Genomic DNA, 12,236 nt, shown 5'->3' with positions numbered 1-12,236 from the left:
TGTTCTGTTTTCATTATAATCGAACAAACGTTCTAAAAGCAAGCGTTTTATTCAAAAAAAATAACACCGTGAAGTGTTATTTCAAAAAGGATTTATCTAATAGCATGGAGAGATCTGTTAATCCTGAAACTGTATAGGTTGCTTCACTTTCTTTAAAGAGGTCAAAAGGATCGATACAAATTGTACTACAACCCAATAATGCGGCAGGAAGAATTTCATTTATATAGTTATCGCCCACGCTCAGCATTTGGCTGTAAGGAACATGGTGTTGTTGAGATATGTATGAAAGACGATCTGTTGTATTTACCGGTTTATTAGCTTCATAAATTTTTTCATGGAAATAAGAAGTAAATCCGAGTTTTTTCAATATGACATCGCTGTCTGTCTGTGGGCTATTTGTCATAAGAATTAAAGTGTATTTTTTATGAAGTTTCTCTAATACACTAGCAAACTCTGCTAATGGTTCTAATACGAAGTCATCTGTCATCATATGTTCTCTGGTTTGAAGAAATGCCGCATATGCTTCCTCGCTGCTTAATCCGTAGTGCTTGGCAATGGAAACCGGTACCCACCATAGATCTCCGATACTGAGCATATCAAACAGGTCAAATTGAAGAGTATCAGGATAATAAGAGGTAAGTTCTGTTTTTGATACTTCCACTCCATCCCAAGTCCAGCCTTTAGATACCTTGCCATCAATATGTGCTAGAATTAGATCCTTTTTAGCGTCATACACCCTACCCATCTTAAGCGTATGTGTACCTGCTTCAATAGCTGTATAGTCTTCTTCAAACTTGGGCTGTACTTCCGCAGGCAATTTGTTTTTTAAAAGATCGGCATAATACTGAAAGTGATGGGTGTCCTCATAAAGAGTTCCGTCGAGGTCAAACACGATTGTAGAAATGTTATCCATAGCATCCATTCTCCTTTTTCCAAGATATTATCATTGTACTATATTCATTGATAGTATTATGGAAATTTTCTTTTTTGAGTATAATGGAACAAGAGGAGCGGATGAAGATGAAACTAACTTTTTTAGGTACAGGTTCTGGTGTTCCTGCAAAGCACCGAAATGTATCTTCGCTGGCATTACATATAGATGATAAAGAGGGCTCTGTGTGGCTCTTTGATTGTGGGGAAGCAACACAGCACCAAATTTTACATACATCATTAAAACCAAGAAAGATCACCAAGATTTTTATCACACACTTACACGGAGATCATATATTCGGCTTGCCTGGATTGTTAAGTAGCCGTTCTTTTCAAGGTGGGGAAACACCGTTGACGGTTTACGGGCCGGTAGGGATAAAAGAGTATATAGAAACCTCTTTGCGAGTGAGTATGACACATGTGAAGTATCCCTTATTTTTTGAAGAGTTTGAAGAAGAAGGATTGCTTTTGGAAGAAGCGGATTTCACCATAAAAGGGAAAAAACTTTTCCATGGAATTCCTTCTTTTGGCTTTAGAATTGTTCAGAAAGACTTACCAGGTGCATTATTAATGGACAAAGTTAAGCAAAGCAAGATTCCATCTGGCCCACACCTCCAAGATCTAAAAGAGGGAAAAAGCGTCACCCTTTCTGACGGCAGAATAGTAGAAGGAAAAGATTATATCGGTCCTCCTAAAAAAGGGAAGGTGATCACAATACTTGGGGATACAAGGTACACTCCTGTTTCTGTTGAGCTAGCGGAAGTTGCGGATGTTCTAATTCATGAAGCAACTTTTGCAGCAAAGGACGAATTGCTTGCAAAGGAGTATTTTCATTCCACTACTGTACAGGCGGCACAGGTTGCCAAGGATGCAGGAGCGAAACAATTGCTCTTAACGCACATAAGTGCGAGGTACCAGCTTGAGGATGTTCTCACATTAATGGAAGAGGCAAAGGAGATATTTTCTAACACGGTAGTGGCAAACGATTTTGATGTAATTGCGATAAAATAAAATAATTATGGGGTAGGACGATTACTTTTGAGGTAATCGTCTTCTTTTGATTTGTTTGTTACATTTTCATTACGAATGTTACAAAGGAGGGGAGTGAGTGGGTAATACATCATTAGCTAGAATGATTTTAGGTGGGGTGGAACATTATTATGTGCGTCCATACCTTATACATCAATTAGTGGAATTAGAATTAAAATATGGGGATTAGAATTGCGTTAGATAGAGATTTAATAGGGAATAACGGATTCCAATTTTATCTATTTCACCTAACTTTAAAAGGGGTGTAACAATTAATAGATAGAATATTGGTACAATATTACATATAAGGTAAGGGGGAGATAAGATGGCTAAAGAAATAATAAATAATGAAGATCTATACGAAATGTTAGACGGACTTCTAAGAGAACCGGAGGCTTTTTGGAATGACTTTTATAAGGATAGAAACAAGGAAATCCCATTCTTTAAAGTGAATGGTCCGGATGAAAATTTAGTTTCTTATCTGGAGAACGGTCTGTTACCTAAGCGAGTATTAGAGATAGGATGTGGACCGGGGAGGAATGCAATATATTTAGCAAAAATGGGTTGTATAGTAGATGCTATTGATATCTCGGAAAGTGCATTGAATTGGGCCAGAGAAAGGGCTTTTTCTGAAAAAGTGGATATCAACTTTCACCATGCTTCCCTTTTTGACTACAAATTCGAACTCAACACTTATGATTTTGTTTATGACAGTGGCATGTTCCATCACCTTGCTCCACATCGCAGATTGAGCTATGTAGAAACAATAAAAAAAGCTCTTAAAAAAGATGGTCACTTCGGTCTGGTTTGCTTTAATACAAAAGCGGCTGCAGAAACTGCTGATTGGGATGTTTATAAACAAGGAAGCATGCACAGGGGCATTGGGTATTCGGAAGAACGATTGATGCGTATTTTTTCTAAGGATTTTAAGATAATTGAATTCAGAGAAATGGTAAAAGATCCGCAAGTAAATGATATTTTTGGCGAGGCATTTCTATGGACAAGTTTGATGCAAGTTAAATAGAAATACATAAAAAGGCATTATGACTTGAGAACCTGAAACTAATTGAGCTTTCGTTCGTAAATAGATTATGAGAGTTTAATTAAAGGGGGATTTATCTTGTTTACAAATCTAAACCAAGAGTTATTAGAAGTGAAAGACAACCTGCGTAAGAAAGCAAAGTACGAAGAGCATATTGAAAGACTGGATACATATTTGACAGAAGAAAAGCGTAAAAAAGATCAGCTGGAGTCGCTTTTAGAAAAAGAAGAAGGTGATGTTGCACGTCTTGAAGGCTTTACACTGACGAGTGTTTTCTATTCGATGATCGGCAAAAAGCTAGAGAAACTTGACCAAGAACAGAAAGAAGCTTTAGCTGCAAAACTAAAATATACCGAAGCTGTTGAAACGATACAGGATGTTGAACGGGAGCTAGGTGAGTTTCAAGCGTTGCTTACAACAGTTGCCAATGCTCCAATTAAATATGAAAAGATTATCCGCGAAAAGGAAAAGCTTATTCACGACTCTCACTCTGTATGGAGTGTGAAATTATTTGAATTAGCGGATAAGGAAGCAGACCTGCAATCGAATTTAAATGAATACAATGAAGCGATTGATGCCGGCCAATTGGCATTGCATGCTTTGGAGCGAGCGTTATCTTCCTTAGATTCTGCAAAAGGCTGGTCCACGTTTGATATGTTCGGCGGCGGAATGGTTTCCACTGCTATGAAACATAGCCGCTTGGATGAAGCAAAAAAACATATTCACCATGCACAGAATAAGTTGAGAGTGTTCCAAGATGAGTTACTTGATATCAAGCATCATTTTGACTCTACGATTGAAGTGGGCGGAATGCTCACTTTTGCTGATTACTTCTTTGACGGGTTGATTGTCGATTGGATGGTACACGGGAAAATTACAGAAAGCTATGATCAAACATCTCAAATTATCGGAAGAGTTTCTAGGTTGCTTGGAAGTTTAAAATGCCAGCGAGATCAAATGGAAGAAGAGTTGCGTACTGTTAAAGAAAAAAAGAAAAACCTGCTTGAGTCATCAAATTAAAAGAAAGCGGCCACTCTGAAGAGTGGCCGTTTATATTACCAAGAACGGTCATATTGTTTTGGAGATTCAATTTCAACCCCCAGTTGTTTCGCCGCTGTTCTCGGCCAGTAAGGGTCACGTAGTAGTTCTCTTGCCACAAAAATCAAATCTGCACGATTGTTTCGTAAAATTTCTTCTGCTTGCAAACCGGAAGTAATTAATCCTACAGCACCAGTATCAATGTCTGCACCGGATTTGATCGTTTCTGCAAAACCAACCTGGTAGCCAGGATACACATCAATGGCTGCCGGCACCACTGCACCTGAGCTGACATCGACCAGGTCTACTCCTTGCTCCTTCATCCATTTTGCATAGATTACATAGTCTTCTGCTGTTAAGCCTTCAGGGTGGTAGTCATTGGCTGATACACGGACAAATAATGGTCCATCCCATACTTCATTTACGCCATCAATGATGTCACGAAGGAAGCGGTAGCGATTTTCTGTACTTCCACCGTATTCGTCTTTACGTTTGTTCGTAAGGGGTGATAAGAATTCATTGATTAAATATCCATGAGCACCGTGAAGTTCAATAATATCAAATCCTGCTTCCTTGGAACGTTTGGCGCCTTCCACAAATGCAGCGATCGTTTCTTTTATATCTTCTGTAGACATTTCCACAGGGGTTTTCATTTTTTCGTTAAATGCCAAAGCAGTTGGTGCATAGATGTCGCCGTCTACCATTGCTTTTCTGCCGGCATGAGCAAGCTGGATGGCAGTTTTGGATCCATGGACCTTGATTTGTCTGTTTAGTTCTTGGAATCCTTTAATATGTTCGTCGTTCCAAATTCCAAGATCTTGTGGAGAAATACGGCCTTGTGGTTGGACAGATGTTGCTTCTACCATAATTAGCCCTACTTGGCCGACTGCACGGGATACATAGTGAGTCATATGCCAATCTTGAACATGCCCATCTTCATTATGACTGGAATACATGCACATCGGAGACATGACAATCCTATTTTTTAGTGTGACGCCTTTTACTGTATATGGGGAAAATAATGCTGAATTCATAAGTGACTCCTCCTATATATTTCGAGTTCCTAAAATATTATATCAAACGTTTTTGTTCCCACCAAAAGATAGGTGTTCATTTTCTAAAATTAGTAGTATGATAGGAGCAAAATACTACTATCTAGAGGAGGATGGGAGATGCACTGGCAAACGAAAGAGCAGTTGACAAATCTACTTGTATCCCTTGTCCAGCACGGAAGTGTGACATTATCAGGGGAAGAGAAGCGATTGGCTTCCTTTATTTATTATCAACTGAATCATCTAGATTATTTCCAAGAGAATCCTGGGAATCTGGAGCTGCATCGTATGGAAGATGGGCGTTCTTTTGTTACTGCTTTAGTGAAGCAATCTGAGAAGAAAGAAACGATTGTGCTTGTCAGTCATTTTGATGTAGTAGGGGTGGAGGATTATGGTTTTCTAAAGGACTTGGCCTTTCAACCGGTTGAGCTCACGCGGGAACTGGAGAACAATGCCGATGCACTTCCTGCTGAAGCGAAGGAACATCTTTTATCAGGAGATTGGTTGTTTGGCAGAGGGGTCATGGATATGAAAGCGGGACTGGCACTGCAAATGTCTCTCCTGGAAAAAGCAATTGACGAGAAATGGGATGTAAACCTGCTTTTATTGGCAGTCCCAGATGAAGAGGTGAACTCTCAAGGTATGCTTCAGGCTTTGCCTGCTTTGGCTGATCTGGCTTCTACGCATGATTTGAATTATAAGGCTTGCGTCAATTCGGAACCAATGTTTCAAAAATACCCTGGTGACAACAACCTTTATCTTTATACTGGCGCAATAGGTAAATTATTGCCTGGCTTTTTCTGCTACGGAAAAGAAACGCATGTAGGTGAACCGTTGGCTGGCCTTAATGCTAATTTGATGGTTTCAGAGATTCAAAAATTAATGGAGTGGAATACAGATCTGTGTGAGCAGGTAGGTGCGGAAGTCACACCACCTCCTACTAGCTTGATACAAAAGGATCTAAAAATGGAATATTCGGTGCAGATTCCACACACTGCGGTGACGTTATACAATGTCCTTTTTATGGAAAAGTCACTGATGGATTGGGAGGCAGATTTCCTTCGAATTGCAAAACAGGCGGCAAAGAATATCAATGAATTTTGCAAAGGAAAAGCCGACCAGTTTAAGCGTTTTACGTCTTTTACGGAAATGCCTGTAGACGTAGCGGTATATACCTATGAAGAAATTCTGGAAAAGGCAAAAGCCATCCATGGGGATCAGGAAATGGATATGAGAATTTCTTCGGTGATTGTATCCAATTTGCATTTAGATGAAAGAGAGCAGTCCATCAAAGTTGTAGAAGAAGTTGCCTCGCTCTGTAAGGATTTGGGTCCGATGATCATTTTGTTTTTTGCGCCTCCATATTATCCTGCGGTGGCTACGGACAATAAGGTGTTATTGGATTCTGCTCGACAATTCATTCAAAAGTGGAAAGTGGATGCGAATGTTGAATTCAATGAGCAGCGCTATTTTTCGGGCTTATGTGATTTGAGTTTCATAGGCAAAGGGGACTTTTCGGCAAAAGACCGTTTGTCATTCAATATTCCGGTTTACGGGGCGACATACTCCTTACCATTTGCAGAGATGGAAGCATTGCAGATGCCGGTGTTCAACTTGGGGCCAGTAGGGAAGGACCCTCATCAATGGACGGAGAGATTGAATGTGAAATTTTCATTTGAGGAATTTCCGCCGATACTGGCTGATTTTGTGAAGAATTTATAATGATGTAAGTCTGTTTGGAGAGCCTAGGCTTTCTGGACAGGCTTTTTATTAGGTCAAAAAACCAACAGCGATTGGTTAATTATGTTAAAATTGTCATATATGATCTATGATTGGAGTTTGATGCGCATGACATCTATTCAAGTAACTTGGGGCGATTCAATCGTTCAATTAACCTGGGACAAGCAATCTCAACTTCCACCAAGAAATCTGATAACTAGCGCTCATGGCTATTGCTTTTTTCAGGATAAGCTGATGCTTATCAACCTCAAAGATAGAGGATGGGATTTTCCTGGTGGGCATGTTGAACTCAATGAAACCCCAGAAATGTGTTTTCAAAGGGAAGCAATGGAGGAGGGGTATGTAGAAGGAGATTGCCGCTTGCTTGGTTTCATTGTGGTCGATCATCATGTAAATCCGAATTGGAATGAGGAAAGTCCATATCCGAAAGTAGGATATCAGGTTTTTTATAGAATGGATATTACGAAGTTTCATAGTTTTAGAGCCGAATATGAATCTATGGAAAGGATCTTTATTAAACCGGCAGAGGTATCAAATTATTATGAGGGCTGGAACAAAGTTTATCAAGCTATTTTAGAGAATTGTTTGGAAATGGGGAGAGTATGTGGAGGCAATCGTTAAATTTTATTATGTTGAGGCTTCTTTATGAAGTTTATAGGGAGTGAAATGTCCTTGTGGTTTAAAGCCACTGTATATATTTGGATATATTATCTTATTTTTTTCATCTTTAATCCTGCTCACCCATTAGATACATACGGCCAAATCACAATCATCGGTTCTTTTTTTGGATTACCGTTATTAATGTGGTTACTTATTCCTATTTGGAATGCTTTATATACCTTTCGAAATAAGTCCGTCCGTTGGAAGCCTCTTCGTCTTATTATGTATATTTGCTCGGCATATTTGGTTCTTTTAGGTGTGATGATGGTACATGCGGAGATATCCAATTCCATTGTAAAAGAAAGGCTTTTCCCTGAGGGGTGGGATAAACATGTGGCTGTGAGCTTTGAACGATTACAGTCTACTTCGGATGGTGACCTAACACTAATGCGGGCATATTATACTGCGCCTTATCACTCTAATATTAATGCGGGTAATATGAGTGGTACTAGAAGCCCATCATTAACTATAGAGTACATCTACAACAATTGTTCTGATAAAGATGAATGTTCATTTATTTATAGGGAGCTTTATGATGCTTCGTCCGGTGCTCTTATAAGAAGCGAGAATGATAGTTTTTAGAACCAACAGCAGCTGTTGAGGCTGGTGGTTTTTTTTGTGGTGATAAATAGATATAAAAGCAATAAATGTCAAAAATGATTCTTTGTTGTTTGCTAAAATATAGGTAAGGAGGTCAATAGATGAGTAACGATACTATAGTAAAAAGTATGATTGGCTTTATAGAAGAAAACCTACATAAAGATTTATCCCTTGCCCATTTATCAAAGGTCGCGGGTTACTCCAAATATCATTTCTTGCGATTGTTCCAGGCTGAAGTCGGTGTTACGGCATCGGAATATATCCGTTACAGGCGGATTGCCAATGCAGCTAAAAAGCTCATTTACTCCAATGATACCATTTTGGAAATCGCTTTATTTTACCGCTTCGAGACTCAGGAATCATTTACAAGATCTTTTAAAAAAACTTATAATCTCCCGCCTGGACAATACCGGAAGATTATGAGCAGTATCCATCATCAACAGGAGGAGATAGCATTGAAAAATGAACAGATGTTAAAGGGGTGGTTCCTGAGTGGCAGTCATCCGTTTCATTATAAAATGGGGGTTGATCGCGAGACGTTTCATAAAGGGAGGGCATCTGGTTACCTTAAGTCTGTGACTGCTCACAAGGCAGAAGAATTTGCCACTATGATGCAGCAATTCAAAGCACAAAATTATTTAGGGAAAAGATTAAAACTCTCAGGTTTTATCAAATCGAGTGAAGTAGATGCCTATTGCGGATTTTGGATGAGGGTGGACGACAATCTTAGAGATATCCTTCAATTTGATAACATGAGCGACAGACCGATTACGGGCAATACAGAGTGGAATCACTACAGTATTGTTTTAGATATTCCTGATACAAGTTCAACCATCTCCTTTGGAGTGCTTTTAGTGGGTAGCGGGCAAGTATGGGTAGATGAATTGAAGTTTGTTGAAGTAGACGAGAATACACCAACAACTAATATTGAGTTTGCTAGTCAGTTGTTGGAGGAGCCTACCAATCTAACATTTGAAGAATAAGGGGGGATATGGTTGGAAAATAGAATTTTTATGTTAGGGAAGTCTATTTGGTTATGTATGTTTTGTTTTCTACTTGTTGGCTGTAGTTTCTTTGAAGGTGCTGTTAAAGAGGCACCGAAGGAGAGAGAGCTGGAAAATGATTTTAACTTTGCAACAATTGAGCAACCACAGGGTATTTCAAAAGAGTTGGAAGAGAACTTGTTTTATTTAGGGAAGATTTGGGGATTTTTGAAATACTACCATCCTAATGTTGCGGAAGGCGAATTTAATTGGGATCAAGAGCTTTTTTACATACTGCCAGAAATTTTATCTGCCACTTCCTCTTTAGAAAGGGATGCCGTATTAGTGGAGTGGATAGAAAGTTTAGGGGAGATTAAAGGGGAAAAAAGCACTTCACCTGAGGATGGAGAAGAGAAAATTAAAATGGAGCCGGATCTTGATTGGTTGAACTCGTCAGGTTTCAGCGAGGAGCTAGAAGGAGTCTTGCAAACTGTTAAAAATAGTGAACGTAACGATTTACATCACTATGTTTCACTAGCTGAGGGTGTTGGGAACCCTGTATTTCAGAACGAACTGGAATACCGCCACCCTTATCCTGAAACTGAATATCGCTTGCTTTCCTTATATAAGTATTGGAACATTATTGAATACTATTTTCCTTACAAGTATCTGATTGACGAGGATTGGGACGATGTCATGAAAGAGTTCATTCCAAAACTAATTCATGCTAAAAATGAACAGGAATACCACCTGAATACATTAGAATTAATAGCAAGAGTACATGACACCCACGCAAACATATGGAACCCTAGTTCAGTGATTGAACGGTATTGGGGGAAAAGATATCACCCGGCTATTTTAACGTTTGTCGAAGGAAAGCCTGTTGTGACAGGATACTATAAAGAAGAGGAAGGAAAGAGTTCGGGACTTGAAGTTGGCGATGTAATAACAAAGATAGATGGAAAAACCATCGATGAGATACTAGAAACTCAATTAAAATATATTCCTGCCTCTAACTATGAGACGCAATTAAGGGACATGGCCCTAAAGCTGTTACGGACAAATGAAAAATCGTTATCTGTTGAAATTGAAAGAAACGGGGAGTTGAAAAGTCTGGAGCTTGCCGTTTTCACAAAAAATAATCTAGAAGTGGATCAATATGATATCTTCCATAATGGAACAGAGCCGTTCCAATTGTTGGATTCAAATTCTGTTGCTTATATGTATATGGGAGATTTTTCTTATTCATTTTTAAACGACTATCAATCAGAGTTAGATCAGACAAAAGGTATGATTATTGATTTTAGAAGTTACCCTTCTGAATTTACGGTTTTTAGTCTGGGAGAATATTTACTCCCAGATAGTAGGGAGTTTGTCAAGTTTACTAATGGGAGTATCGAGCATCCTGGGCTTTTTACAATGACAGATCCTCTGACAGTAGGAGAAGAAAATAACGAACATTATAAGGGTAAAATTGTCATTCTTATCAATGAAGTCACCCAAAGTAGTGCTGAGTACCACGCGATGGCTTTCCGTACGGCTGAGAATGCAACGGTAATTGGCAGTACTACGGCTGCAGCAGATGGAAATATGTCCTTTTTTACGCTGCCAGGTGGCATAGAAACAGCTATAACGGGCATTGGAGTGTATTATCCGGATGGCACCGAAACGCAACGTGTCGGAATTATTCCGGACATCTATATGACACCGACGATCGAAGGAATAAAAGAGGGAAGAGATGAATTATTAGAAAAGGCTATAGAGATTATTAATGAACAATAAGGTCTTTTTACAGAGAAGCACTTGGAGCAGATACATCTCCAAGTGCTTTTCCTTAATTATTAGCTCGACGCCTTCTCCTTCAATTTCTCCGCCATTTCTTCTCCCATTTCTCTAGAACGTTCTGTCGCTCCTTCGATACAGCTCTCAAATGCTTCGGAGACTTTTCTTTCATCTAGCAATGAAATCCCTCGCTGTGTTGTGCCGCCTGGACTTGTTACTTCTCTTCTTAAGACTTCTGCATCTTTATCTGTTTCTTGCAGCATATGAGCTGCTCCAATCAATGTCTGACTAACAAGTTTTTTGGCAACATCCATATCCAAACCTTGAGCAAAGGCTGCTTTCTCCATCGCCTCTGCAATGTAGTAGATATAAGCAGGACCGCTTCCGGAAACGCCTGTTACTGCATGAAGTTGGTCTTCTTCCACTATGGTGCATAGACCGATTGCGGAGAACAACGATTGTACTAACGCCAGGTCTTCTTCAGTAGCAAAGGAGCCTTTTGCGATCGCAGTCGCAGATAGTCCAATGGCTGCTGACGTGTTTGGCATGGAGCGAATGACACGGAGCTCTTGTTCGAAAAGGTCTTGGATGACTTCAGTCGAAATACCTGCCAGCACAGAAACGATAAGCTGATCTTTTGTTACATAGGATTTTATTGCCTGGATTCCATCTTTTGCGTCCTTAGGCTTCATCGCTATGAAGATCACATCTGCATCTTTCACTACGGTCTCTTTATTTTCCAAAGTGACTACTCCATATTTACTTTCTAGGTTTTCCAGACGTTGTTGATCCTGTTTGTTCGTTACCGTAATATCCTCTTTTGTACAGATCTCCTGTTTCAGCAGTCCGGCCATAATCGCTTCAGCCATAGATCCGGCACCAATAAATGCTATTTTCATCGTTAACACGCTCCTTTTAGAATAAAAAAAGACCTATCTGTCCTGTATAAAAGGACGGATAGGTCTTATCCGCGGTACCACCTTAATTGGTTGGTTGAACCCAGCTTTGATTCCCGTATCGTGGGAGGACGATCAGGTTTACCTGATTGTTCCTGGGTAGGTTCAAAAGTGCAGGGGATGAGGAGGTCTTTCAGCCGGTGAACCTCCATCTCTTGTCATCTTGCAGCTTTCTACTGGTCCCATTCGTCACGTTATCATTTGTAATTTTATACATTATCTATCGGAAGCGGGGGAAAGTCAAGGGGGTATTTGTCATGATTATATAAAATTTTTGGAGAAAATTGCTCCCAAAATCCTAAATAGGGCTTGACGTTATTTCAAAAAAATGAACTGGGAAATTTTATTAGTTATTGAGGAATAACCCTTTCTTTTTTTCCTTATTTAGTGCATTCTATAATTGAATGGTTATTCAATTACTTTT

The 12,236-nt window shown here is 39.4% G+C and carries 11 protein-coding genes; 8 read left to right on the top strand and 3 right to left on the bottom strand.

The annotated features are described in order from the left end of the window. Window positions 1-76 precede the first annotated feature (76 nt). The gene (locus HF078_RS14165; protein WP_169291745.1) at window positions 77-913 is read right to left on the bottom strand and encodes an HAD family hydrolase; all 837 of its coding nucleotides are present in this window, start codon (window positions 911-913) and stop codon (window positions 77-79) included. 107 nt (window positions 914-1,020) lie between these two features. Here HF078_RS14165 and rnz point away from each other — a divergent pair, with 107 nt between their 5' ends. The 3 genes from rnz (at window position 1,021) to HF078_RS14150 (ending at window position 4,021) form a co-directional block, all read left to right on the top strand. After that, window positions 1,021-1,941 carry a ribonuclease Z gene (rnz, locus tag HF078_RS14160; protein WP_169291744.1) on the top strand — a complete coding sequence of 307 codons (921 nt, stop codon included), beginning with the start codon at window positions 1,021-1,023 and terminating at the stop codon, window positions 1,939-1,941. A 343-nt stretch (window positions 1,942-2,284) separates the two neighbouring features. Further along, window positions 2,285-2,983, top strand: a complete 699-nt coding sequence (locus HF078_RS14155) for a class I SAM-dependent methyltransferase (RefSeq protein WP_169291743.1) — start codon at window positions 2,285-2,287, stop codon at window positions 2,981-2,983. Window positions 2,984-3,079: 96 nt separating this feature from the next. Then, on the top strand, window positions 3,080-4,021 hold the full coding sequence (locus HF078_RS14150) for a hypothetical protein (RefSeq protein WP_169291742.1): 942 nt from the start codon (window positions 3,080-3,082) through the stop codon (window positions 4,019-4,021). A gap of 35 nt (window positions 4,022-4,056) precedes the next feature. On the opposite strand, the gene namA is transcribed toward HF078_RS14150, so the two are convergent. Then, window positions 4,057-5,073 carry an NADPH dehydrogenase NamA gene (namA, locus tag HF078_RS14145; protein WP_169291741.1) on the bottom strand — a complete coding sequence of 339 codons (1,017 nt, stop codon included), beginning with the start codon at window positions 5,071-5,073 and terminating at the stop codon, window positions 4,057-4,059. A gap of 138 nt (window positions 5,074-5,211) precedes the next feature. Here namA and HF078_RS14140 point away from each other — a divergent pair, with 138 nt between their 5' ends. The 5 genes from HF078_RS14140 (at window position 5,212) to HF078_RS14120 (ending at window position 10,856) form a co-directional block, all read left to right on the top strand. Continuing rightward, window positions 5,212-6,813 (top strand): M20/M25/M40 family metallo-hydrolase, encoded by a 1,602-nt coding sequence (locus HF078_RS14140; RefSeq protein WP_169291740.1) that lies wholly within the window; start codon window positions 5,212-5,214, stop codon window positions 6,811-6,813. Window positions 6,814-6,939: 126 nt separating this feature from the next. Continuing rightward, a complete protein-coding gene (locus HF078_RS14135) occupies window positions 6,940-7,452 on the top strand; it encodes an NUDIX domain-containing protein (protein WP_169291739.1) in 513 nt (170 codons plus the stop codon). A gap of 24 nt (window positions 7,453-7,476) precedes the next feature. Continuing rightward, window positions 7,477-8,073 (top strand): hypothetical protein, encoded by a 597-nt coding sequence (locus HF078_RS14130; protein ID WP_169291738.1) that lies wholly within the window; start codon window positions 7,477-7,479, stop codon window positions 8,071-8,073. 119 nt (window positions 8,074-8,192) lie between these two features. Next, window positions 8,193-9,074, top strand: a complete 882-nt coding sequence (locus HF078_RS14125) for a helix-turn-helix transcriptional regulator (RefSeq protein WP_169291737.1) — start codon at window positions 8,193-8,195, stop codon at window positions 9,072-9,074. Window positions 9,075-9,086: 12 nt separating this feature from the next. Then, window positions 9,087-10,856: a S41 family peptidase gene (locus HF078_RS14120; RefSeq protein WP_169291736.1), complete on the top strand. Its 1,770-nt coding sequence runs from the start codon at window positions 9,087-9,089 to the stop codon at window positions 10,854-10,856. A 59-nt stretch (window positions 10,857-10,915) separates the two neighbouring features. On the opposite strand, the gene proC is transcribed toward HF078_RS14120, so the two are convergent. After that, window positions 10,916-11,755 (bottom strand): pyrroline-5-carboxylate reductase, encoded by an 840-nt coding sequence (proC, locus tag HF078_RS14115; RefSeq protein ID WP_169291735.1) that lies wholly within the window; start codon window positions 11,753-11,755, stop codon window positions 10,916-10,918. Between the last annotated feature and the right edge of the window lie 481 nt (window positions 11,756-12,236).

Source organism: Bacillus sp. RO2, from assembly GCF_012911845.1.
Taxonomy (GTDB): Bacteria; Bacillota; Bacilli; order Bacillales; family Bacillaceae_I; genus Sutcliffiella_A.
This window is presented reverse-complemented; position numbering and strand designations above follow the sequence as displayed.

What these genes read in the sequence shown, in the direction of transcription:
- HF078_RS14165 (WP_169291745.1), bottom strand. Translation starts at nt 913, where the DNA reads ATGGATAACATTTCTACAATCGTGTTTGACCTCGACGGAACTCTTTAT.
- rnz (WP_169291744.1), top strand. Translation starts at nt 1,021, where the DNA reads ATGAAACTAACTTTTTTAGGTACAGGTTCTGGTGTTCCTGCAAAGCAC.
- HF078_RS14155 (WP_169291743.1), top strand. Translation starts at nt 2,285, where the DNA reads ATGGCTAAAGAAATAATAAATAATGAAGATCTATACGAAATGTTAGAC.
- namA (WP_169291741.1), bottom strand. Translation starts at nt 5,073, where the DNA reads ATGAATTCAGCATTATTTTCCCCATATACAGTAAAAGGCGTCACACTA.
- HF078_RS14140 (WP_169291740.1), top strand. Translation starts at nt 5,212, where the DNA reads ATGCACTGGCAAACGAAAGAGCAGTTGACAAATCTACTTGTATCCCTT.
- HF078_RS14135 (WP_169291739.1), top strand. Translation starts at nt 6,940, where the DNA reads ATGACATCTATTCAAGTAACTTGGGGCGATTCAATCGTTCAATTAACC.
- HF078_RS14130 (WP_169291738.1), top strand. Translation starts at nt 7,477, where the DNA reads ATGAAGTTTATAGGGAGTGAAATGTCCTTGTGGTTTAAAGCCACTGTA.
- HF078_RS14125 (WP_169291737.1), top strand. Translation starts at nt 8,193, where the DNA reads ATGAGTAACGATACTATAGTAAAAAGTATGATTGGCTTTATAGAAGAA.
- proC (WP_169291735.1), bottom strand. Translation starts at nt 11,755, where the DNA reads ATGAAAATAGCATTTATTGGTGCCGGATCTATGGCTGAAGCGATTATG.